20 protein-coding genes are annotated in these 22,085 nt (G+C 59.8%); 10 read left to right on the top strand and 10 right to left on the bottom strand.

Annotated features, from left to right (window positions below; translation table 11 throughout):
* Positions 1-144: 144 nt before the first annotated feature.
* Positions 145-618: a tRNA (cytidine(34)-2'-O)-methyltransferase gene (locus F3H58_RS02380; RefSeq protein WP_149741075.1), complete on the bottom strand. Its 474-nt coding sequence runs from the start codon at positions 616-618 to the stop codon at positions 145-147.
* 234 nt (positions 619-852) lie between these two features.
* Between F3H58_RS02380 and F3H58_RS02375 the strand changes: the two genes are divergently transcribed.
* From F3H58_RS02375 to F3H58_RS02365, 3 genes are all read left to right on the top strand, one after another.
* Entirely contained in the window at positions 853-1,728 is an 876-nt protein-coding gene (locus tag F3H58_RS02375) for a phosphodiesterase (RefSeq protein ID WP_149741074.1), read from the top strand.
* 380 nt (positions 1,729-2,108) lie between these two features.
* Entirely contained in the window at positions 2,109-3,959 is a 1,851-nt protein-coding gene (locus F3H58_RS02370) for an ABC transporter ATP-binding protein (RefSeq protein ID WP_003523098.1), read from the top strand.
* 200 nt (positions 3,960-4,159) lie between these two features.
* The gene (locus tag F3H58_RS02365) at positions 4,160-6,169 is read left to right on the top strand and encodes an ABC transporter ATP-binding protein (protein ID WP_502706409.1); all 2,010 of its coding nucleotides are present in this window, start codon (positions 4,160-4,162) and stop codon (positions 6,167-6,169) included.
* 9 nt (positions 6,170-6,178) lie between these two features.
* Here the strand turns inward: F3H58_RS02365 and F3H58_RS02360 are convergent, their stop codons facing one another.
* Positions 6,179-7,111, bottom strand: a complete 933-nt coding sequence (locus F3H58_RS02360; protein ID WP_149741073.1) for an endonuclease/exonuclease/phosphatase family protein — start codon at positions 7,109-7,111, stop codon at positions 6,179-6,181.
* Between the two features lie 309 nt (positions 7,112-7,420).
* On the opposite strand from F3H58_RS02360, the gene petA reads away from it, so the two are divergent.
* The 5 genes from petA (at position 7,421) to F3H58_RS02335 (ending at position 11,379) form a co-directional block, all read left to right on the top strand.
* Positions 7,421-7,999 (top strand): ubiquinol-cytochrome c reductase iron-sulfur subunit, encoded by a 579-nt coding sequence (petA, locus tag F3H58_RS02355; RefSeq protein WP_065655706.1) that lies wholly within the window; start codon positions 7,421-7,423, stop codon positions 7,997-7,999.
* A gap of 14 nt (positions 8,000-8,013) precedes the next feature.
* Positions 8,014-9,336 (top strand): cytochrome b, encoded by a 1,323-nt coding sequence (locus F3H58_RS02350; protein WP_065655707.1) that lies wholly within the window; start codon positions 8,014-8,016, stop codon positions 9,334-9,336.
* Positions 9,337-9,358: 22 nt separating this feature from the next.
* Positions 9,359-10,267, top strand: coding sequence for a cytochrome c1 (locus tag F3H58_RS02345; protein WP_149741072.1), 909 nt, complete (start codon positions 9,359-9,361; stop codon positions 10,265-10,267).
* A gap of 84 nt (positions 10,268-10,351) precedes the next feature.
* Positions 10,352-10,744 (top strand): GFA family protein, encoded by a 393-nt coding sequence (locus F3H58_RS02340; RefSeq protein WP_149741071.1) that lies wholly within the window; start codon positions 10,352-10,354, stop codon positions 10,742-10,744.
* Positions 10,745-10,836: 92 nt separating this feature from the next.
* The gene (locus F3H58_RS02335) at positions 10,837-11,379 is read left to right on the top strand and encodes an adenine phosphoribosyltransferase (protein ID WP_149741070.1); all 543 of its coding nucleotides are present in this window, start codon (positions 10,837-10,839) and stop codon (positions 11,377-11,379) included.
* A 43-nt stretch (positions 11,380-11,422) separates the two neighbouring features.
* On the opposite strand, the gene F3H58_RS02330 is transcribed toward F3H58_RS02335, so the two are convergent.
* The 3 genes from F3H58_RS02330 to ychF all read right to left on the bottom strand — a co-directional run bounded on the left by F3H58_RS02330 (position 11,423) and on the right by ychF (position 13,756).
* A complete protein-coding gene (locus F3H58_RS02330; protein ID WP_059757406.1) occupies positions 11,423-11,890 on the bottom strand; it encodes a MaoC family dehydratase in 468 nt (155 codons plus the stop codon).
* Positions 11,887-12,360, bottom strand: coding sequence for a MaoC family dehydratase (locus F3H58_RS02325; RefSeq protein ID WP_149741069.1), 474 nt, complete (start codon positions 12,358-12,360; stop codon positions 11,887-11,889). Before F3H58_RS02325 ends, F3H58_RS02330 begins: the two co-directional genes overlap by 4 nt.
* A 292-nt stretch (positions 12,361-12,652) precedes the next feature.
* On the bottom strand, positions 12,653-13,756 hold the full coding sequence (gene ychF, locus F3H58_RS02320) for a redox-regulated ATPase YchF (RefSeq protein ID WP_149741068.1): 1,104 nt from the start codon (positions 13,754-13,756) through the stop codon (positions 12,653-12,655).
* Between the two features lie 241 nt (positions 13,757-13,997).
* Here ychF and clpS point away from each other — a divergent pair, with 241 nt between their 5' ends.
* Positions 13,998-14,309, top strand: a complete 312-nt coding sequence (clpS, locus tag F3H58_RS02315) for an ATP-dependent Clp protease adapter ClpS (protein ID WP_035260429.1) — start codon at positions 13,998-14,000, stop codon at positions 14,307-14,309.
* A 3-nt stretch (positions 14,310-14,312) separates the two neighbouring features.
* Here clpS and F3H58_RS02310 read toward each other — a convergent pair whose 3' ends face one another.
* The 5 genes from F3H58_RS02310 to F3H58_RS02290 form a co-directional block, all read right to left on the bottom strand.
* Positions 14,313-14,765, bottom strand: a complete 453-nt coding sequence (locus F3H58_RS02310) for a GNAT family N-acetyltransferase (RefSeq protein ID WP_149741067.1) — start codon at positions 14,763-14,765, stop codon at positions 14,313-14,315.
* A gap of 7 nt (positions 14,766-14,772) precedes the next feature.
* On the bottom strand, positions 14,773-15,489 hold the full coding sequence (gene pth / locus F3H58_RS02305; RefSeq protein ID WP_149741066.1) for an aminoacyl-tRNA hydrolase: 717 nt from the start codon (positions 15,487-15,489) through the stop codon (positions 14,773-14,775).
* Positions 15,490-15,578: 89 nt separating this feature from the next.
* Positions 15,579-16,292: a substrate-binding periplasmic protein gene (locus F3H58_RS02300; RefSeq protein ID WP_149741065.1), complete on the bottom strand. Its 714-nt coding sequence runs from the start codon at positions 16,290-16,292 to the stop codon at positions 15,579-15,581.
* A gap of 17 nt (positions 16,293-16,309) precedes the next feature.
* Positions 16,310-18,697, bottom strand: a complete 2,388-nt coding sequence (locus F3H58_RS02295) for an EAL domain-containing protein (protein ID WP_149741064.1) — start codon at positions 18,695-18,697, stop codon at positions 16,310-16,312.
* A 296-nt stretch (positions 18,698-18,993) separates the two neighbouring features.
* Positions 18,994-19,602 (bottom strand): 50S ribosomal protein L25/general stress protein Ctc, encoded by a 609-nt coding sequence (locus tag F3H58_RS02290; RefSeq protein WP_065655715.1) that lies wholly within the window; start codon positions 19,600-19,602, stop codon positions 18,994-18,996.
* 305 nt (positions 19,603-19,907) lie between these two features.
* On the opposite strand from F3H58_RS02290, the gene F3H58_RS02285 reads away from it, so the two are divergent.
* A complete protein-coding gene (locus F3H58_RS02285) occupies positions 19,908-21,992 on the top strand; it encodes a putative bifunctional diguanylate cyclase/phosphodiesterase (protein ID WP_149741063.1) in 2,085 nt (694 codons plus the stop codon).
* Positions 21,993-22,085 lie beyond the last annotated feature (93 nt).

Here is a 22,085-nt window from a genome sequence, read left to right as displayed (position 1 = left end):
TGGTTCCGGCGAGCACGATTTTTATTGTCCGGCTAATTAGTATAGGAGCCTCGATGCCCCCGGTACAGGCCGGGTTGCGACAGTTTTGAAGTAAAAACGGTCAAATTTTGTATTTGCCCGAAAAATTGGCGTTAAAAATGGCGCCTATGCCCATGCCATCTGGCGCAAAGCCTCGCCGGCGATCATCGCCGCCGACATGGCGACGTTGATGGAGCGCTGTCCCGCCACCATGGGGATGATGATTCGCACCTCTGCTTTTTCATGCACATGGTCCGGTACGCCCGCACTTTCGCGGCCGAAAAGCAGGATGTCATCCTTGCGGTAGTCGATCTTCGTATAGGGCAGGGCGGCTTTGGTGGAGGCGAGAACGAGACGGCGGCCGGTGGTTGCCCGCCATTCCTCGAAACGGTCCCAGCTGACATGGCGCGTCAGCGCCGCCGCCGCGATATAATCCATGCCCGCCCGTTTCAGATTACGGTCGGAAATATCGAAACCCGCCGGCTCGATGATATCGACGCCGAGGCCGAGACAGGCGGCCAGCCGCAGGATGGTGCCGGTGTTGCCGGGAATATCGGGCTGGTAAAGGGCGATCCTGATTTCGGGCATGGTATCGGGCATGGACGTCTCACTGCGATTGGGGTGCCCGTCCGATTATCACGGGCAGGGGCCGGGCGACAGCTATGCTGTGAAAAGTCCCTTTGAGGCGTTGTTCCCGGCCGGATGTTCATTCGCGTGACATACAGGGCGGCTACCCATTCACCAGCGCATCGTCGGGTTTGCCCGGACCATCGTGAATGGTCGGGACAGGCCGTTTCGAGCCGGATTTTCTGCGCGCAACAACAGGAGGACATCATGTCCGAACGGGTGAATTTCGTCCATCTGACCGATCTGCACGTGGGCAATCCGCAGGTGCAGGACGATGATCTTTATTCCGAGACCTCGGCCACGCTTTCCGCGACGCTTGCGCAGATCAAGGCGCTGGTGCCGTCGCCTGAATTCATCGTCGCCAGCGGCGATCTGACCAACAGGGGCGATGCCGGCAGCTATGAGGAACTCAAGCGGCTGATGGCGGAAGCGGAACTCGATATGCCGGTGCTCTTCGCGCTCGGCAATCACGACCGCCGCGATGGTTTCTACCCGGTCATGCTCGACCGCCATGAGGATCTGGACGAGCCCTATGACCATGCCGAAGTCATTGCCGGCATCCACATCATCGTCATGGATACCAGCGTTCCGGGCAAGGTCGGCGGCGCTTTCGAGCCGGGGCAGATCGAATGGCTGGAAGATGAGCTGGAAAACCACCCCGAACTGCCGAAGCTGCTGGTGATGCACCATGCGCCGGCGCTCGATTTCGACCGTCCGGATGCGGAGTGGGAATCGCTTTCCTTCGCGGATACCGAGGCGCTGGACGAGGTGCTGTTCGAGCATGATGTCATCGGCATTCTTGCGGGCCACATCCATTACGACCGCATGTCGCACTGGCAGGGCATTCCCGTCGTGGTCGGCATCGGCCAGCATTTCGCTACCGATCCGCTTTGGCTGCATGAGGGCGTGCGCATGCTGTCCGGTGCGTCCTTCGCCATCGGCACGATAAGGGACACGGGGCTGACCGTTACCTTTGCGCCGCAGCCCAGCGACCGCCGGGAATTGAAGCGGCATACGCAGGCCGGAATGGTCGAGTTGATTGCGAGCTATGAAAGCGCAGAGGCGCAGGACGCGGCCGAATAGGGCGACGTGCGCATCGTTTAACGGGCGGAGACCTCGCGGGGTCATCTCCGCCCGTTCGCCTTTGGGCGGCACCTGCACGTTTTCTCGCGTATTCGGTGTCTTTCCGACTGGTCATTGACTAAATTTTGCGCTACAAGGCCATATCTTCAACACCAGCCAAGGGAGGTTCTCATGCCAAATGACATTCGCATCCGCCTCCCGGCCCCAGTCGTGCCGCTGCTGGCTTAGGTGTTACTCCGCGGTTCGCCCGCGTTTCCCATTTTTCGATTCGTCATGTGGCTGTCACGGCCATATCCAAAGACTTTTCCGTTCCGTCGTGAGCCATATTTGTGTCCGCTCACCATGTCACGATGGAGCGATTGATCGCCGGAGCTTGGCCTATGTTTGGCTGGTTTGAAAAACGCCTCGATCCTTTTCCCTCTTCGGCGCCCTCCGTGCCGCCAAAGAAGCTTTTGCCGTTCCTGTGGCATTATGTGAAGCCCGCATGGCCGTGGCTCCTTCTGCTTGGCCTCATGTCCATGGGCATCGCCATTGCGGAAGCCATGCTCTACAAATTCCTCGGCAATATCGTCGACTGGCTTTCCACGGCCAATCGCGAGACATTTTTTGCCGATGAGGGCTGGCATCTGATCGGCATGGCGGCGCTGGTGCTCTTCGTGCTGCCGCTGATGGGCGCGATCCACACCATGACGATGCACCAGACGCTTGCCGGCAATTTCGGGATGATTGCGCGCTGGAAGATGCACCGTTTCCTGCTGCGCCATTCCATGAACTTCTTCGCCAACGAGTTTGCCGGCCGCGTTTCCACCAAGGTGATGCAGACGGCGCTGGCGATCCGTGAAGTGGCGCTGAAGGTGATCGACGTCTTCGTCTATGCGATCAGCTTCGTCGTCTCGATGCTGTTCATGGTCGCGGCGGCGGACTGGCGGCTGGTCATTCCGCTGCTGGTCTGGCTCGGTATCTATATGGCCATCCTCGCTTATTTCGTGCCCAAGCTCGGCCGGCTGGCGCAGGAGCAGGCCGATGCACGCTCGATGATGACGGGCCGGATCGTCGACAGTTACACCAACATCTCGACGATCAAGCTGTTTTCCCATGCGGGGCGCGAGGAAAGATATGCGCGGGAGGGCATGAATGTGTTTCTCGGCACGGTTCACCGCCAGATGCGCAAGATTTCCGGCTTCAACATCCTGATCGACCTCAACAACGCCCTGGTGCTGTTTTCCACGGCGGCGCTCGGTCTTTATTTCTGGATGCAGGGTTCGGTCACGGCCGGTTCGGTCGCCATCGCCATCAGCCTTGCCATGCGCGTCAACGGCATGTCGCAGTGGATCATGTGGGAAGTCACCTCGCTGTTCGAAAATATCGGCACGGTTTATGACGGCATGTCGATGATGACGAAGCCGCACGATATCGTCGACGTTCCGAAGGCGCCTGAGCTTGCCGCACCGCAGGGCGCGATCCGTTATGATAACGTCCGTTTCCACTACGGCAAGAACAAGGGCGTGATCGACGGGCTGACGCTCGACATAAAACCGGGCGAAAAGGTCGGTCTGGTCGGGCGTTCGGGTGCGGGCAAGACGACGCTGATGAACCTGCTTCTGCGTTTCTACGATCTGGAGGCGGGCAGGATCACCATCGACGGGCAGGACATTTCCAAGGTGTCGCAGGACAGCCTGCGCGAGCTGATAGGCGTCGTGACGCAGGATACCTCGCTGCTGCACCGTTCGATCCGCGACAACATCGCTTATGGTCACCCCGAAGCCACGGACGAGCAGGTGATCGCGGCGGCGAAGCGGGCGAATGCCTGGGACTTCATCGAAACGCTTGTCGACATGCATGGCCGTCAGGGCCTCGATGCGCAGGTGGGCGAACGCGGCGTGAAGCTCTCCGGCGGCCAGCGCCAGCGTATCGCAATCGCCCGTGTTTTCCTCAAGAACGCCCCGATCCTGGTGCTGGACGAGGCGACCTCGGCGCTCGACTCGGAAGTCGAGGCGGCGATCCAGGAAAACCTGTTCTCGCTGATGGAAGGCAAGACGGTGATCGCGATTGCCCACCGCCTGTCGACACTGACCGAAATGGACCGGCTCATCATTCTCGACAAGGGCCGGATCGTGGAGGCGGGCAGCCATGCGGAACTGGTGGCGATGGGCGGTATCTATGCCGACCTGTGGCGGCGCCAGTCCGGCGGCTTCATTGCCGACCATGAGGCGGAAGTGGCCGCAGAGTAAGGAAAAGCGAGAGGGCGGCAAGCATGGTTTCCCGCCCTCTCGCCTATGATATGTGCGCCAACCTCTCCTCCGTCATGCCGGACTAGATCGGGCATCCAGCCACGGCACGTCCGCGCCGTGAGAGGAGTCTTTTGCGAGCAAGGACTTGATCGCGCTGGACCCCGGATCAAGCCCGGGGTGACGGTGCGAGGATGCAGCCGATGCGCAAAATATCGCTGGGTCGATTTAAGGGCGGGGAACATTCCCCGCCCTTTTTCATTCCCCGAATGTTACCGAAATATAATCTCTTCCCGAAGCCTTCGCGGCTGTTCCCGCTTCGGGAATCCGCCTATATCCGGATCATGGTTATTACCCGCATCTTCGAGTTTTTCGAGAACTGGATAAAGCCCTTCGCCCGCAAGGACGATTTGCGGCCGCCTGAAAGCACGTTCGCCTTTATCTGGTTTTACATCTCGCAGGCCAAGGCGCCGTTTTTCGCCATGCTGGTGCTCGGCGGGCTGACCGCGGCCATCGAGGCGGCGCTGTTCTGGTTCGTCGGGCGGCTGGTGGATATTCTCTCGACGGTAAAGCCGGAAGAGGGCTGGGCGGGGCTGCTCGCGGCCCATGGCGGCGAGCTGGTGGGCATGCTGGTGCTGATCGGCGTCGTGCGTTTTATCGTCACCATGGTAACGGCGCTGGTGGATCAGCAGATCATCACACCCGGCTTTTACAATCTGGTGCGCTGGCAATCCTATATGCATGTGGCGCGGCAATCGCTGACCTTCTTCCAGAACGATTTTTCCGGCCGCATCGTCACCAAGGTCTGGTCGGGCGGGCAGGCGGCGGGCGATCTCGTCACCTCGCTGATGGAAAGCGTGTGGTTCGTCGGCATTTATTCCGTTTCCATGCTGTTCCTGATTGGCGGGCTGGACTGGCGGCTTGCGGTCGTTGTTGTCGTCTGGGTGGGGATATTCTCGCTGCTGGCGCGCTATTTCGTGCCACGTATCCGCTACCATTCCAAGGAAACGGCGGAAGCCGCCTCGATGCTCTCCGGCCGCATGGTGGATGCCTATAGCAATATCCAGACGCTCCGGCTGTTCGGGCGAGATGATGCCAATGACCGCTACATGCGGCAGGGTTTCGACATTTTCCAGCATGCGACCATGACATTCACCCGGTTCATCACCGGCGTGCGCGCCTCCATGGCGCTGTTGTCCGGCGTGATGATCACCTCCATGGCGGCGCTCTGCATCGATCTGTGGCTTTCCGGCAAGATCAGTTCCGGTGCGGTGGCCTTCACGCTGGCGCTGGTGCTGCGTCTCAACTTCCTGCTCGGCCGGCTGATGACGCAGTTCAACGGCATTATGCGCAATTTCGGCACGGTGCAGAATGCCGCCGAGCTGATTTCGCAGCCGATCGGTCTCATCGATGCGCCGGAGGCAACGGTGCTGGAGGTGAAGAAGCCGGGCATCCGTTTCGAAAATGTCAGCTTCCATTACGGGCGCGCGAACGGCGTCATCGACCATCTCAATCTCGAAATCAGGGCGGGCGAGAAGGTAGGCATCGTCGGACGCTCCGGGGCGGGAAAATCCACCCTCGTCAATCTGCTCCTGCGCTTTTACGATGTTGAAAAAGGCCGCATCCTGATCGACGGGCAGGATATCGCCAGAGTGACGCAGGAATCGCTGCGCGCCCATATCGGCATGGTCACGCAGGATACGTCGCTGCTGCATCGCTCCATTCGCGACAATATCCTGTTCGGCCGCACCGACGCCACCGAAGCGCAATTGCAGGAGGCGACGCGGCGCGCCAAGGCGGATGATTTCATCGCCAGGCTCGAGGATCAGCGCGGCCGCAAGGGGTTCGATGCACATGTGGGCGAACGCGGCGTGAAATTGTCCGGCGGCCAGCGCCAGCGCATCGCAATCGCCCGCGTGATGCTGAAGGACGCACCGATCCTCGTGCTCGATGAGGCGACGTCGGCGCTCGATTCGGAGGTGGAGGCGGCGATCCAGAGCAATCTGGATGAGTTGATGCAGGGCAAGACGGTGCTGGCCATCGCCCACCGCCTGTCGACGATTGCCGCTCTCGACCGGCTGATCGTGATGGACGAGGGGCGCATCGTCGAACAGGGCAGCCATTCCGATCTGGTCACGCAGGGCGGACTTTATTCGGAACTCTGGGCGCGGCAGTCGGGCGGTTTTCTTGCCGCGGACGAAGCGGCGCAATAAGGCCCTCGGCTATTTCCCGATCATGAAATCCGCCATCAGGCCGTAATGATTGGAACCGAGGCTGTCGGGCAGGCGAGTGGTTTTCATCAGCGTCGCCGGTTCGCGGGCGAAGATGTGGTCGATGGCGATGCCGAAGCGGCCGGCCTCCGTCGGCCATGTGGCGGGTTCGAAGGTCGCTTTCTTCAGATCGTTGGCGGCGAGGAAAGCGCGCATGTCAGGGGCGATGCTGGCAGAATTGAAATCTCCGGCCAGAATGAGCGGTCCGGTGACGCGAAAGAGAATTTCACTGACTTCATCGAGTTCGTCGCGATGATAATCGTCGAAATAGGGCTTGGTGATATGCCCGGCGGCGAGCGTCAGTTCCGTGCCGTCAAGATCGATATGGGCTATGGCGAACCGATCCCGCCGAAGATCGCTGAGACTATGGAAACGGCCTTCCAGCAACGGTCTTTTTGAAAGGATCACCAGATCGCACCCGGGCGTTCCGGTGTAACAGCCAAGCCTGTGCGGATAGGTTTGCTGCAGACGCGGCAGGGCCGATTTCAGCGCTGCCGCCTCGAAGAGATAAACGGCATCCGCACCCGATTCGAGAATCGTGTCGGCAATTGCATCCGCATTGGTGGCATTGTCCATCAGCACGTTGAAGGACAGCAGACGGAAGGGTTTGGCGCCCGGCGCCGGGTTGGCGGATGAGGAAAATTCCAGAAGCATGGCAATGGCATGGATGGCGAGCGCAAGCGACCAGACGACGAGGAGCGCCCAAACCGCGTCGCGCGTCAGCCAGAAAACGAGGCATGAGAGCAGGATACAGACGATGGCGATGTGCAGCTGGAAACTGGTGACGAAGGCGAGAAGCCAGAAATCCGTCACATAACGCAGGCTGGCGACGAAAAGAACGGCAGCCACCGCCGTGGAGACCATGCAAGAGAGCTTCGCCGTCATCCGAATCCCTGCTTTCCGCGCTCTCCCTTGAAGTCTCCTAACATGGGGCATGGATGCGCACAATGTTGCCCGCCTGCCAAGGACGGCGAAAAAATGCGAGCCAAATCGGCCCCCTCCGGCAGAATTACGGCAGCTTTGTGTGCTTTGCTCTTGCCAAGTCAGTCAATATTTTGCGATCAAACACATGACGCGGTTTCTCAAATGCCGCGAGAATGACCAGGACGATGGGACGGAGTTTGTCTTGGATCAAATCATAGCGGGAGGACTCATGCGATTTACGGCAAAAACAGCGCAGAGGATGGTGTAGCGGTGAGCGAGCACGTAACCAATCACGACGCTTCGGGTGAACCGACCCGTCGCGATTTTCTTTACCTAGTGACGGGAATGGCGGGCGCTGTCGGTGCCGCCGCCGTCGCATGGCCCTTTATCGACCAGATGCGTCCCGATGCATCGACGCTGGCGCTCGCCTCCATCGAGGTGGATGTCACGGCCGTCGAGCCGGGCATGTCGCTTACCGTGAAGTGGCGCGGCAAGCCGATTTTCATCCGCAACCGCACGGAGAAGGAAATCGAGGAAGCCAAGGCCGTCGCTCTCGGCGATCTGAAGGATCCCGTGGCGCGCAATGCCAACATCGCCGCCGACGCGCAGGCGACGGATATCGACCGCTCCGCCGGCGAGGGCAAGGAAAACTGGATCGTCATGGTCGGTTCCTGCACCCATCTCGGTTGCGTTCCGCTCGGCCAGGCCGGCGATTTCGGCGGGTGGTTCTGTCCCTGCCATGGCTCGCACTACGATACGGCGGGCCGCATACGTAAGGGTCCGGCGCCGGAAAACCTCGCCATCCCGACATTTGCATTCACATCCGATACCGTGATCAAGATCGGATAAGGGGACAGATATTCATGAGTGGTCATTCCAGTTATCAGCCGTCCACCGGCATCGAAAGGTGGATCGATTCGCGGCTTCCCTTGCCGCGCATGATCTATGACAGCTTCGTTGCCTATCCTGTCCCGCGTAACCTGAACTACGCCTACACCTTCGGCGCGATGCTTTCCGTCATGCTGCTGGTGCAAATCCTCACCGGCGTCGTGCTGGCCATGCATTATGCGGCCGAAACGACGGTCGCCTTCAATTCCGTCGAAAAGATCATGCGCGACGTCAACCATGGCTGGCTGCTGCGCTACATGCATGCCAACGGTGCGTCGTTCTTCTTCATCGCGGTTTACCTGCACATCGCCCGTGGCCTTTATTACGGCTCCTACAAGGCGCCGCGCGAAATCCTCTGGATTCTCGGCTGCGTGATCTTCCTGCTGATGATGGCGACAGGCTTCATGGGCTACGTTCTGCCCTGGGGCCAGATGTCCTTCTGGGGCGCAACCGTTATCACCGGCTTCTTCACCGCGTTCCCCGCCATCGGCGAATGGATCCAGCAGTTCCTGCTCGGCGGCTTTGCCGTTGATCAGCCGACCCTGAACCGCTTCTTTGCGCTTCACTATCTGCTGCCCTTCATGATCGCAGGCGTCGTGATCCTGCATATCTGGGCGCTGCATGTGACCGGCCAGACCAACCCGACCGGCGTTGAAGTGAAGAGCAAGACCGATACGGTTCCCTTCACGCCCTATGCGACGCTGAAGGATGCGCTCGGCGTTTCCGTGTTCCTGATCGGTTATGCCTGGTTCGTGTTCTACATGCCGAACTTCCTTGGCCACCCCGACAACTACATCATGGCCGATCCGCTGAAGACGCCGGCGCATATCGTTCCGGAATGGTACTTCCTGCCGTTCTACGCCATGCTGCGCGCCATCACCTTCAACATCTGGATCATCGATTCCAAGCTGGGCGGCGTTCTCGTGATGTTCGGCGCGATCGTCGTGCTGTTCTTCCTGCCTTGGCTCGATACGTCGAAGGTGCGTTCCGCCGTCTATCGTCCCTGGTACAAGATGTTTTTCTGGCTGTTCGTGGTCAATGCCATCATGCTCGGCTGGCTGGGTTCACGCCCGGCGGAAGGAACTGGCCTGCTCGGCCTGCTCACCGGCGAGCTGAAAGGCAATTATGTCGGCTATTCGCAGCTCGGCACGCTTTATTACTTCGGTTTCTTCCTCGTCATCATGCCGATCCTCGGTCTGGTCGAAACGCCCCGGCGTATCCCAAATTCGATTACCGAGGCCGTTCTCGAAAAGAACGCCGCCAAGACGGGTGCCGCATCTGCGGCTGCCGAAGTCTGAGCGCGAAGGAAGGATGACGACAATGAAGACGCTTCTCACGAGCATCGCGCTTTTCGCCGCCATTGGCTGTTCCGCCGCCGCTTTTGCGGCGGAGGAGAGCCATGATCTCGCCGCCCAGGCCACGCATGCGATCGCCGGCAATCACTTCCCGGTCATCAAGCCCGAGGAGCAGAGCTGGTCCTTTGCCGGTCCCTTCGGCAAATACGACAAGGGCCAGCTGCAACGCGGCCTGAAGGTCTATAAGGAAGTCTGCTCCGCCTGCCATTCCATGAGCCTCGTTTCCTTCCGCACGCTGGAGGATCTCGGCTATTCGGAGGAGCAGGTGAAGGCTTTCGCCGCGGAATATGAGGTACAGGACGGGCCGAACGCCGATGGTGAAATGTACAATCGCAAGGCCGTGCCTTCCGATCATTTCCCTTCGCCTTTCCCCAACCATGAGGCGGCCGCTGCCGCCAACGGCGGAGCGGCCCCGCCCGACATGTCGCTGCTCGCCAAGGCGCGTGGCGTGGAGCGCGGCTTTCCGCAATTCCTCATCGACATGATCCCGATCGTCGGTGGTTACCAGGAAGGCGGCCCGGATTACATTCATGCGCTGCTGACCGGATATCAGGATCCGCCGGCCGGCATAAAAAACCCGGATGGTTCGGAGTACAAGGTGTCGGAAGGCACGCACTTCAATCCGTACTTCGTCAGCGCCACTTCCTTAAAGATGGCGCCGCCGATCAGTGCCGATCAGGTAACCTATGACGACGGCGCGCCGCAGACCGTGGACCAATATTCCAAGGACGTTGCTGCGTTCCTGATGTGGGCGGCAGAACCGCATCTGGAAGAGCGCAAGCGCACCGGCTTCATGGTCATGGTGTTCCTGTTCATCTTCACGGCGCTGATCTATCTCACCAAGAAATCGGTCTACGCCAACAAGGAACATTGATCGGCATCCAGAAGATGCCCGTCAGTGATTGGCCCCCACGGTCTTCCGTGGGGGCCTTTTCATGTGCCGGGAGGGATGGTGGAAATGACGACAATTCGTAACGGCGGCTGCCTGTGCGGCTCCATCCGTTTTGAAGCGAAGGGCGAGCCCGGTAATCCGCACACTTGCTCCTGCGATATCTGCCAGCGGCATTCTGGCGCCCCCAGCCTTGCCTGGGTGGAGTTCGAGAAGGATGCGGTGACATGGACGGGAGAGGGCGGCGCGCCTTCGACTTTCCGATCCTCCGATTATTCCAGCCGGGCTTTCTGCCCGATCTGCGGCAGCACGCTTGGCGCCGTCGACGACGCGCCGACGGTTGCGCTGGTCGTTGGAAGTTTCGATGACAGGGACGACGAGGCGCTGCGGCCCCTGTCGCATTCCTTCGATGATGTCTGCCCGGTCTGGGCGCGGATCGAAGGAATGTTGCCGGCGGAATGAGCGCCGGTCCTTTTTAGTTGGTCCGCAGCCGTCAAGTTGATAGGGTGGCCCGAACCTTCTGATCCATTTCCCTTATCTCAACTGGAAATACCATGACCGTTATCGCTTCGGAGCTTTCCGCTGCCATCCGTTCCATTCTCGACTATCCGAAGCCGGGCATCATCTTCCGGGACATCACGACGCTGCTCGGCAACCCCCGCGCTTTTCGCCGTGCCGTGGACGAACTCGTGCAGCCCTATGCGGGAACGAAGATCGACAAGATCGCCGGCATGGAAGCACGCGGCTTCATTCTGGGCGGTGCGGTGGCGCATCAGCTATCGGCCGGTTTCGTGCCGATCCGCAAGAAGGGCAAGCTGCCGCACACCACCGTCCGTGTCGCCTACAGCCTTGAATACGGCGTCGACGAAATGGAAATGCATGTGGATGCGGTCCAGCCGGGCGAAAAGGTCATTCTGGTCGACGACCTGATTGCCACGGGCGGCACTGCCGAAGGTGCGGTCAAGCTGCTGCGGCAGATGGGTGCGGAAATCGTTTCCGCCTGTTTCGTTATCGACCTGCCCGATCTCGGTGGCCGCAAGAAGCTGGAAGACCTCGGTGTCGAGGTGCGCACACTGGTGGAATTTTCCGGCCACTGAGATGGTAACGGGGCAATGGTGACGCTATTGCCCCGACGCTTTGCTATTCGAATTCCAGAACCCCGCTCTGGAAGGTCATCACCGTTTCTCCCGACTGGTTGACGCCCTCGTTAAATGTGGTGTTCAGCCAGACGCCGGCCCTGGATTCCAGCGCTCGGGTCTCGAGCAGGGTCACGAAATAGGTGACATCGTCTCCGGCGAAGACCGGTTTTTTCCATTTGAGTTCGCGAAAGCCGGGGGAGGGGCCGAGTTTGGGCGGCTCAAGGCCCTGTAGCTTCAACCTTTTCACCTCTTTGGCCCAGTGAGAGAGGAAGCATTTCATCCAGCCTGCGCCGGTGTGCCAGCCGGAAGCGCAGAGAGCGCCGAAAACGCTGTTCTTTGCGGCTTCCGCGTCGAGATGAAAGGGCTGCGGATCGAAATCGCGTGCAAAACGGATGATGTCTTCGGCGGAAAAATGCAGCGTGTCGAGGGTGACACGTTCGCCGATGGGAGAAAGTTCTGCCAGTTTCATGCTGCAACGCCTCCATTGCCACGCATCAGGAACATCACGGTGTTTTCCCCGTACGATACCAGACCGCCGCGCTGGTTATAAAGCTCGTGGCGTAATTTCACGAGGCCGATGCCGGGGCGCGAGGCGGAGGGCCGCTGTTCCAGCACGATGGATTTTCCGACAAGCGTATCGCCCGCCAGAACCGGCTTTTTCCAGTCGACGAAGTCGATGCCGGGGCTGCCCTGCGAGGTCGAGTTCGAGATGTAGCTGTCCGCCATCATCCGCATCAGCAGGCTGCAGGTGTGCCAGCCGGAAGCCGCCAGCCCGCCGAGAATGCTCTGGCGGCCAGCCTCTTCGGAAAGATGCATCGGCTGTGGGTCGAATTCGCTGGCGAAGGCGATGATCTGCTCTGCGGAGATCGATTGCGGGCCTAAAGGAAATTCCCGACCGACGGAAAAATCCTCATAGGCATATGTCGCGACCGGCGTCATGGTTTCCTCCCTTCGCACAGTCAATATCGGCGGCATCTAAAATGATTTTTTCCTTTACGTAAAGGTCAAATCGAGGAAGCGATGCAGAGGAATGGGGCGAGTGGCTGCCGCTTGTTTCTTCTCCCCGAGGGGGAGACGGTCGCGGCAGCGGGATGAGGGGGCGAGGATCGATATATTCGGAGAGCTTGCCCCCTCATCCGAGCCTTCGGGCCACCTTCTCCCCGGTGGGGAGAAGAAACCGTGCCGCGATGTCCGGGCGACTACGCCCCGACCGTCCTCACCTCAACCCAGATCAGGTATTGAAGCGGAAGTGGATGACGTCGCCGTCCTGAACCACATATTCCTTGCCTTCGTCGCGAGCCTTGCCGGCTTCCTTCGCGCCGACTTCGCCCTTGAAGGCGACATAGTCGTTGTAAGCGATGGTGTTGGCGCGGATGAAGCCGCGTTCGAAATCGGAGTGGATGACGCCGGCGGCCTGCGGGGCCTTGGTGCCGCGCTCGATGGTCCAGGCGCGGCATTCCTTCGGGCCCACGGTGAAATAGGTGATGAGATCGAGCAGCTTGTAGCCGGCGCGGATCAGGCGGTCGAGGCCTGCTTCCTCGAGCCCGAGGGCGGAGAGGAATTCCTTCGCCTCTTCATCGGGAAGCTGTGCGACTTCGGATTCGATCGCCGCGGAGATGACGACCGATTCGGCGCCCTGGGCCTTGGCCATTTCGGCAACGGCCTTGGTATGTTCGTTGCCGTCGACGGCGTCGCTCTCGGCGACGTTGCAGACGTAGAGGACCGGATGCGCGGTCAGGAGGTTGAGGCCCTGAAGGATGCGCAGTTCCTCGGCATCCAGCGTGGAGAGCAGGGTGCGGACCGGCTTGCCTTCGTTCAGGAGCTTCAGCGAGGCTTCCATCAGCGGCAGCTGCGCCAGCGATTCCTTATCCTTGCCGGTGGCGCGCTTGCGGGTCTGTTCCGTGCGGCGCTCAAGGCTTTCGAGATCGGAAAGCATCAGCTCGGTCTCGATGGTTTCGGCATCGGCCACCGGGTTGATGCGGCCTTCGACGTGAGTGATGTCGTCATCTTCGAAGCAGCGCAGAACGTGAACCACGGCGTCCACTTCGCGGATATTGGCGAGGAACTGGTTGCCGAGGCCTTCGCCCTTCGATGCGCCGCGCACCAGGCCGGCAATATCCAAGAAGGAGATGCGGGTGGGGATGATTTCCTTCGAGCCGGCAATGTCGGCGAGGATTTTCATGCGCGCATCCGGAACCGCCACTTCGCCGGTGTTCGGCTCGATGGTGCAGAAGGGATAGTTGGCCGCCTGCGCCGCTGCCGTTTTCGTCAGCGCGTTGAAGAGAGTGGACTTGCCGACATTTGGCAATCCAACGATACCGCATTTGAAGCCCATGGCTTGAAACCTGTCCGTTTGAAAGAATTCGTTGAGGAGCCTTTTGCGGAAAGGGCAGGGCAAGGTCAAGCCCGCGGGCCGATTTGTGCGGGCAAAGCCCCTTTAATGGTGCGGAATTTCGGGCAGGGTTGCCGATGCTGCGGTTGCGGCGCAATATAAGCCGGTCAAGCGATCGATCTTTCGTCATCAACGGGGTTTTCCCATGAACAACCGCGATGAGCGACAGGCACGAGCGACCATGATGAGTGACAGTCCTGTCGATCTCAAGCCGAAGCCGAAAGTCAAACCGAAGCTGGAGCGGCCGAAGCTCTACAAGGTCATTCTGCTGAATGACGACTATACGCCGCGTGAGTTCGTTACCGTGGTGTTGAAAGCCGTCTTCCGCATGAGTGAGGAGACCGGCCACCGGGTGATGATGACGGCGCACCGCTTCGGCAGCGCTGTCGTCGTTGTCTGCGAGCGCGATATCGCCGAGACCAAGGCCAAGGAAGCGACCGATCTCGGCAAGGAAGCGGGTTTTCCGCTGATGTTCACCACCGAGCCGGAGGAGTGAGCGTTAATCCTGCCTTATCTGAAAACCCGTCTTGTTCTGCACGAAACCGCAGCTTTCGTAAAAGGCGTGGACCTCCGGGCGTTGTCGCCCGGTCAGCAGCATCACCTTGTAGCAGTTCGCCGCAAAAGCGGCCTCGACGGCATGGCGCACCACCGCGCGGCCATATCCGCAGCCGCGACGGTTCTCCAGCGTCACCACGTTTTCAATAAGGGCATAGGGGCGGGCGGCGCGCGTCAGGTTCGGAACGATCTGCAGCGTGGCGGTGGCGACCGCTTCTTCGCGTTCGGTCGCAAGAAATACGGTCAGGCCCGGCTGGGCGAGCATGGCTGCGAAAGCCGTGTTCGCTTCTTCTGCCGTCATTTCACGGTCGGACGGATTGAGCGCCCGGTAAAGGTCAAGCAATCCGGCCAGATCGCTGGCTCCGGCTGCGCGCAGAACGATGGGCTCCGAAGACATTTGCGATCTAGTCCTTCTTGCTGAACATGCGTTGCAGCATTTCGGCCATCGGGCCGGTTTCCGGCAGCTTTTTCGGCTGGGCGCTGTTGCGTGCCTGATGGATATGGGACTGTGCGGCGGGTTTGGCTGCCTTGGCCGGCTTTTCGGCTTCCGGCTTGCTGCCCGTGGCGAGCGCCAGCTTGTTCATCAGCTGCGAATCCTCGGCTTTCACCAGCATGGCGGCATTGTCGGCAATGGCGTCCAGAAGCGGATCGAGCCAGACCCGGTCTGCCTTGGCGAAATCGCCGAGCACGTGGCCGTGCACCCGTTCCTTGTCACCGGGATGGCCGATGCCGAGACGCAGGCGGCGATAGTCCCTGCCGCAATGGGCGTCGAGCGATTTCAGGCCGTTGTGACCGCCATGGCCGCCGCCGGTCTTGATGCGGGCGCGGCCGGCCGGCAAATCCAGTTCGTCGTGGATGGCGATGATATCTGCCGGCGCGAGCTTGAAAAAGCGCATGGCTTCGCCGACGGACTCACCCGAAAGGTTCATATAGGTCAGCGGCTTCATCAGCAGGACCTTTTCACCGCCGATCTCGCCTTCGGAAATCTCCGCCTTGAATTTTTTCGACCAGGGCGCAAAGGACGGCAGGCGCTGCAGCGCATCGACGGCCATGAAGCCGATATTGTGACGGTTTCCCGCATATTGCGCGCCGGGATTACCAAGTCCTGCGATGATCTTCATGGGGCATGTCCGCGTTTTGCCTGATGATGCTGTTGTCACCACCCCGAAAACCGCCGGCTGTCAATCTTTTTATGGAATTTCGGATGGGATCAGGGGCTGACGAGATTGTAGCGGTCGAATATCCGCTGCTGCGTTCCATCGGCGATCAGCCTGTCCAGCCGGGCCTGTAATTTCGCGATGACCTCGTCGGGCACGCTTTTGTTGCAGGCAAGTCCAAGCTGCTGCCGGGAGAGAGTTATCACTTCGCTGAACGTGTCGGCGGGCAGGCTTTTGAAGGTGCTTTCAGACATGGGCATCAGGTCGATGCGGCCGGCCTTCAGCTTGTGAAGCGTGATCTCGAAATCCGCGCCGACATCCACCTGCGGGAAACCGAGCTTTTCCAGAAGCGCTTCGGTATAATCTCCACGCTGGGTTCCCACCCGATATTTCTTGGCTTCCTCAAGGCTGAAGGCTTCGATATTCGCGTTGCGGCGCGCCACGAGAATGTTGCGGTCGATATGGATCGGCGTGACCCATTTGAACTGTTTTTCCCGCTCCGGTGTTCTCGCAGCGGCGAAGACGCAGTGCATGGCCTGCGTTCTGGCCAGTGCGATGGCCCGCGCCCAGGGCATGACGGCGACCTCGTAACTGGTGCCGGTGTCTTCGAGCACGGTTCTGAGCTGGTCGAAATAGACACCCCGCACGCTGCCGTCGCTGGCCTGCAGATTATAGGGCGGATAGACCTCGGTGGTCAGGAAGAGCTTGGCCGCGCTGGCCGGAGTGGCGAGTGCAAGAAAGATCAGGCAAAAGCGGATCAATCCCATGGCTGCCCCCTGCCGATTCATGCTTGCCGCGCAGCGGCGCGGTTCTGCCCGGACGCCGTGTCGAGTGAGGAGATCAGCCTTTCGACCGGCTGCGGACGCGCGAAGAAATAACCCTGCCCGAAATCCGCGCCTATATCGCTCAGAAGCGCCTTCTGTTCTTCCGTCTCGACGCCCTCGGCAATGACGGCGCAGTTCATCTTGTGCGAGATGGCCGCGATGCCTTCGACCAGCATGCGGTTGCGCTGCCTGATGTCCATCCTGTCGTCGCAGATCGAGCGGGTGAAGGACTGGTCGATCTTGACGATATCGACCGGAAAACGGCTGAGATAGCTAAGCGAGGAATAACCCGTGCCGAAATCATCCAGCGCGATGCGGCAGCCGAGTTGTTGGATGGCATTGAGGATCGCCCGGACCTGCGGATCGTCCTTCATGATAACGGCTTCGGTGATCTCGATGACCAGCCGTCTGGGAAGAATGCCATGGCGGTGCAGAACGCCGGCGATGCGCGTCGGCAATCCCGGTTCGAATTGCAGGGGCGAGAAATTCACCGCCACATAGGTCTGTTCCATGCCCGGCAGGCGCGACAGCCGGGCGAGATTGGCGATAGACTGATCGAGAATGACATTGCCGATGCGGCGGATAGTGCCGTTTTCTTCCGCAAGGCTGACGATTGCGGCCGGGGAAAGCAGGCCCTTGTCCGGATGGTTGAGACGCAGCAACGCCTCGAAACCCGCCGTCTGGCCGGTGGCGAGGTCTTGAATCGGCTGGAAATAGGCCTCGAACCAGTCTTCGGAAAGCGCCTGCGCGATATCCCGTTCCAGCTCCGCATGTTCGCGCGCCCGGTCCATGATCGAACTGTCGAAGACCTGCGAGCCGTTCTTGCCCGTGCGCTTGCGGGTATACATGGCCATGTCGGCATTCTGCAAAAGCTCGGAGGCGCTCGCGGCGTGCAGGGGATAGACCGCCATGCCGATGCTGGCGCTGAGGCGGATGCTGTTGCTTTCGATCTCGAAGGGCGTGTCGAGCATGGCGCAGATGCGCTCGCAGAATTGCAGGGCGCGCTCTTCCACCTTGTCACCGGCCAGAAGAATGGCGAATTCGTCGCCGCCCAGCCGCGATGCGCTGTCCAGCGGTGTCAGCAGCGGTTCGAGCTTCAACGTGAACTGTTTGAGAACGGCGTCGCCCGCGGCATGGCCGAGATTGTCGTTGATCGCCTTGAACCGGTCGAGGTCGATGAAGAGACAGGCCAGCTCGCTGCCGTTGCGGTCCGCATCGCGGATTTGCAGGTCGAGAATGGCCTCGAAGCCCTGGCGGTTGAAAAGGCCGGTCAGGTGGTCGGAAATGGCCTGCTGGCGGTTGCGCTTTTCCGACTGGCGCAGTTCGGTCACGTCCGTCATGACGCAGAGGCAGGTGCTCTGATGGGCCGTATCGCCGGAATCAAGGGCCTTTTCGAGGATGAGCGCATCCATGAGGCTGCCATCCATGCAATGGAAGCGGACCGTAATGCCGCTATGCGAGGCATCGGGCAGGGGATGAGCCGTCTTGCGCTGCTGGAACAGAAGCCGGTCATCGGGATGGATGAGATCGGCGAAATTCAGGCCGAGTATCCGGGTGCGGTCGTAACCGGTCGCCTGCACCCAATAGTCACTGACGGCGGCAATGCGGTCGTGTCTGTCGAGCGAAAACAGCATCGCGGGCGTGCGGTTGTAGATTTCCGTCTTGCGCTCATGCGCATTTTTGATCTCCAGCTCTTCCTTTTCGAGCTGGGTCTGCATTTCGTTGAAGCTTTTCGCCAGCCGGCCGATTTCGTCCTTCGAGCGCCAGTCGACGTGGTGGCGCGAGCCGAGACGCCGCGTCGCCTCGATGGCGGCCGCGAGCCGCATCAGCGGGCGGATGACCATGAAGCGATTGCCGGCGATGGCGGCAAGAACGATGGTAAGGACGGCGAGTATGAAAATCGTGATGAAGGCCAGTTCGGTGCGGCTGAGAGAAGTCAGAAGGCCGACATCGTCGTAATAGACCGTCAGTTGCCCGACGGTGACGGTGCCCTTTGTGGTCTTGTAGGTGACCTCGCGGGTCATCGAGGCGGCATCCTGAATGATGTCGCTGCCGGCAGTCTGGACGACATCAAGCTGGCCGGATGTATCCTTGACTTCGACCATGCGGATGATGGGATCGGAAACGAGAGTTCCGGTAATCTGGTTTATCGTGTCGTCATCCAGGTCCCACAGGGGCCGGGCAAGCGCCTGCGCATTGGTCGACAGCAGAATCTCAAGGTGGTTACGCTGGCCGCGAATGGCTTCGTGATATGAGAGCGTCAGCAAAAGCGTGAAGAGCGGGGCGACCACTGTAAGAAGTGCGCCGGAAACAATCGCGATAAAGCGACTTTCGACGGAATGAGCCATGTTCGATTGCAGCTACCCTTTGCCCCAGACTTGCTGCGCCCGTTTCCTCCGCCCGGAGGGTTTTGCGAGGGTTTTCGGCAAAAGCCTGTTTTCCCACGCATTTCCTCAGCCCGGCCAGTGTTCCACGACAGCGCGAGGGTATCGTTTCATGGAAGTGTTAATCGACACTGAAACGGGTTCCGTATCAGGTGAGGATGGCAAGCTTTCTGGTTTTAAAGTTCATAAAAACTAAAAGGCCCGTTCCGAAAACGGAACGGGCCTCATTGTTCAAAGCTATCCGGCCTTGCGGCCGCCGATTATTCCTCGGAAGCTTCTTCGGTCGTTTCTTCTGCAACGCCAGCGGCCGGAGCGACGATCGTTGCGATCGTGAAGTCACGGTCGGCGATAACCGGCGTGATGTTTTTCGGCAGCTTCACATTCGAAATGTGGACGTTGTCGCCGATCTTCAGACCAGCGAGATCGACCGTGATGAACTCCGGAATGTCGTTGGCCGGGCAGTGGAATTCCACCGTGTGGCGAACGATGTTCAGAACGCCGCCGATCTTGATGTCCGACTTTTCTTCGTTGACGAAGTGAACCGGAACTTCGACGTTGACGAGCGTGTTGCCCGAAACGCGCAGGAAGTCGACGTGCATGGTGAAGTCGCGGACCGGATCAAGCTGGTAGTCCTTCGGGAGAACCTTGATCTTCTTGCCGTCGACGTCGATGGTCGCAACCGTCGTCATGAAACCGCCAGCGTGGATACGCTTGGTGACTTCGTTGGTCGAGAGCGCGATGGAAATGGGGGCCTGCTTGTCACCATAGATGACAGCGGGAATCAAACCGTTGCGGCGAAGTTCACGAGAGGACCCCTTACCAACTCGTTCGCGCGCCTCGGCCTTGAGCTCATACGATTCTTTGCTCATGGCAATTCCTTTCGAGGTTATATGGAGAGTTCACGCCGAATGAAGCGGCCTGAACCGGAGAGGCCAAAGGCCATCCCGCCCGCGTTGCCTCCAAGGGTGTCTACACGGGTGCGGGCGCTATAATACAAACGGTGCATAAAGACAAGAGCGGCCCGTTTTTGCCGGGTGCCGCTTTGTAATTTTATTAGTTTTCACTAATTCACTCGTTTGTTGCAACCTTTAATATATGCTTATCCATGCACATAAACCGGGTGAAAACTTGGCGAATGATAAGGCTATGCAAAATTCCAATTGCGTAGATGACAATGTTCAAAGTTCTCCAGTGCCTCACCATCGATCACGACTATCGATACACCGCCGCAGCGGTCTTCGTCTGCATGCTGGGCAGTTTCGTGTCGATGCGCCTTTTTTCGAAAGCACGTCTGGCGACGGGCGTGCAGAAGGTCAACTGGCTGTTTCTGGCGGGCGTCAATGGCGGGGCGGCGATATGGACCACCCATTTCGTGGCGATGCTGGGCTATGTCGCGGCGGGCGATGTGGGATACGATCCCTATCTGACCGGGCTGTCGCTTCTGATTGCCATTACCACAACGACTGCCGGCCTCGGCATTTCCGCCTATGGCGGGCGCAGCGTGCTGGTGGAAGCTGGTGGCGTGGTTCTCGGCCTCGGCATTGCGGCAATGCATTATACGGGTATGGCCGCCTATAATGTTCAGGGCATGATTTTCTGGGATCAGGCTTATGTCATCGCCTCGCTGATATTGGGAGCTGTGCTGGGCGCCATTGCGGTCAATCGCGTTGCCCGGCCTGTTAACCGTTTCTGCCAGTATAGCGCGGTGGCCTTTCTCATCCTCGCCATTGCCTCGATGCATTATACCGGCATGGCGTCGATGTCCTTCGCCTTCGACCCGCGCATCGTCATTCCGGAAAACCTGCTTCCGCCGGCCATCATGGGCGGAGGCGCCATTGCGGTGACGCTTCTGCTTCTGGCGCTCGGGCTTTCCACTTATGTCATCGATGCGCAGTCCACCCAGCAGGCGGTTGCCCGCTATCGCCATCTTTCGTTGCACGATCCGCTGACAGGCATTCCCAACCGGGCGGCATTCATCGAACATCTCAATCGCCGCACACGCCATGTCTCGATGGGCGCGCATACGGCGCTCCTGTCCATTGATCTCGACCGTTTCAAGGAAATCAATGACGTGCATGGCCATGCGGCGGGCGACGCCGTGCTGCGCGCCATCGCCGACCGCGCGAGTTCCGTGCTGAAGACCGGAGAGTTTCTGGCGCGCATGGGCGGCGATGAATTCGTGGCGATGACCCATTCCTACTACACCCGCGCAGACGGCGCGGAATTCGCCCAGCGATTGATCGAGCAGATCAGCAAGCCGGTGGAATGGAACGGACAGACATTTTCGGTCGGCGCAAGCGTCGGCATATCGGTTCGCAATACCGGCTCCATCGATGCCGATACGCTGATGGCCCAGGCGGATGTCGCCATGTACCGGGCAAAAAGCGGTACTTCGGACACCATATGCTTTTACGACAAATCCATGGACGAGGCCGCGCGTGAGCGCAACGTGCTGGCCGTCGCCATGCGCAGCGGCCTCGCCAATAACGAGTTCGAGCTTTATTACCAGCAGCAGAACGACACCAAAAGCGGCAGCATCGTCGGTTTTGAAGCGCTTTTGCGCTGGAACCATCCCGAACGGGGCATGGTCTCGCCGACCGAATTCATTCCGATCGCCGAACAGACCGGCTTTATCGTCGAACTGGGCGAATGGGTTCTGAGAGAAGCCTGCGCGCAGGCTGCGCGGTGGAAAAAGTCACTCGCCATTGCCGTTAACGTCGCGCCGCAGCAGCTTGCGGATAATGATTTCCCCGACAAGGTTGAGAAAATTCTCGCCGAGACGGGGCTTGCACCGGAAAGGCTCGAGCTGGAAATTACCGAAGGCAGCATCATCGCCGACCATCGCCACGCGCTCGTCACCATCCGCAAACTCAAGTCGCTCGGCGTCAAGATCGCCATGGATGACTACGGCACGGGCTATTCCTCGCTTTCGACGCTGCAGAGCTTCCCCTTCGACAAGATCAAGATCGACCGCGCTTTCATCGATGGCCTGTCGACCAACGTGCAGTCTGAGGCGATCGTTCGCTCGACGCTCATTCTGGCGCACAGCCTCAATATTCCGGTGCTTGCGGAAGGGGTCGAAACCAAGGCCCATATCGAGTTTCTGCGGCGTGAAGGTTGCCTGCAGGTGCAGGGCTTCTTTTTCGGCAAGCCCGGTCCGCTGACCTCCATCGCCAATCTCGTGGACGATACGTTCCTCTCGGCCGAGGATGAAACGGACGTGACCGCCGGCCGGCGTTATTTCAAGGCGGTCCGATAGTCCGGCGGCGCCTGCGGCTGCGCCCGGCAAGGCCGGTCGCGAAATTTTTTGTTGAAACATGGCCGCTTCCAGCGCACCATCGCCGAAAAGCTT

The organism is Rhizobium sp. NFACC06-2 (assembly GCF_900101425.1).
Lineage (GTDB): Bacteria > Pseudomonadota > Alphaproteobacteria > Rhizobiales > Rhizobiaceae > Agrobacterium > Agrobacterium leguminum.
This window is presented reverse-complemented; position numbering and strand designations above follow the sequence as displayed.

Bases quoted from the DNA above. Each gene is read 5' to 3' on its own strand.
- F3H58_RS02380 (WP_149741075.1), bottom strand. From the start codon at position 618: ATGCCCGATACCATGCCCGAAATCAGGATCGCCCTTTACCAGCCCGAT.
- F3H58_RS02375 (WP_149741074.1), top strand. From the start codon at position 853: ATGTCCGAACGGGTGAATTTCGTCCATCTGACCGATCTGCACGTGGGC.
- F3H58_RS02370 (WP_003523098.1), top strand. From the start codon at position 2,109: ATGTTTGGCTGGTTTGAAAAACGCCTCGATCCTTTTCCCTCTTCGGCG.
- F3H58_RS02365 (WP_502706409.1), top strand. From the start codon at position 4,160: ATGCGCAAAATATCGCTGGGTCGATTTAAGGGCGGGGAACATTCCCCG.
- F3H58_RS02360 (WP_149741073.1), bottom strand. From the start codon at position 7,111: ATGACGGCGAAGCTCTCTTGCATGGTCTCCACGGCGGTGGCTGCCGTT.
- F3H58_RS02350 (WP_065655707.1), top strand. From the start codon at position 8,014: ATGAGTGGTCATTCCAGTTATCAGCCGTCCACCGGCATCGAAAGGTGG.
- F3H58_RS02345 (WP_149741072.1), top strand. From the start codon at position 9,359: ATGAAGACGCTTCTCACGAGCATCGCGCTTTTCGCCGCCATTGGCTGT.
- F3H58_RS02340 (WP_149741071.1), top strand. From the start codon at position 10,352: ATGACGACAATTCGTAACGGCGGCTGCCTGTGCGGCTCCATCCGTTTT.
- F3H58_RS02335 (WP_149741070.1), top strand. From the start codon at position 10,837: ATGACCGTTATCGCTTCGGAGCTTTCCGCTGCCATCCGTTCCATTCTC.
- F3H58_RS02330 (WP_059757406.1), bottom strand. From the start codon at position 11,890: ATGAAACTGGCAGAACTTTCTCCCATCGGCGAACGTGTCACCCTCGAC.
- F3H58_RS02325 (WP_149741069.1), bottom strand. From the start codon at position 12,360: ATGACGCCGGTCGCGACATATGCCTATGAGGATTTTTCCGTCGGTCGG.
- ychF (WP_149741068.1), bottom strand. From the start codon at position 13,756: ATGGGCTTCAAATGCGGTATCGTTGGATTGCCAAATGTCGGCAAGTCC.
- clpS (WP_035260429.1), top strand. From the start codon at position 13,998: ATGAGTGACAGTCCTGTCGATCTCAAGCCGAAGCCGAAAGTCAAACCG.
- F3H58_RS02310 (WP_149741067.1), bottom strand. From the start codon at position 14,765: ATGTCTTCGGAGCCCATCGTTCTGCGCGCAGCCGGAGCCAGCGATCTG.
- pth (WP_149741066.1), bottom strand. From the start codon at position 15,489: ATGAAGATCATCGCAGGACTTGGTAATCCCGGCGCGCAATATGCGGGA.
- F3H58_RS02300 (WP_149741065.1), bottom strand. From the start codon at position 16,292: ATGGGATTGATCCGCTTTTGCCTGATCTTTCTTGCACTCGCCACTCCG.
- F3H58_RS02295 (WP_149741064.1), bottom strand. From the start codon at position 18,697: ATGGCTCATTCCGTCGAAAGTCGCTTTATCGCGATTGTTTCCGGCGCA.
- F3H58_RS02290 (WP_065655715.1), bottom strand. From the start codon at position 19,602: ATGAGCAAAGAATCGTATGAGCTCAAGGCCGAGGCGCGCGAACGAGTT.
- F3H58_RS02285 (WP_149741063.1), top strand. From the start codon at position 19,908: ATGTTCAAAGTTCTCCAGTGCCTCACCATCGATCACGACTATCGATAC.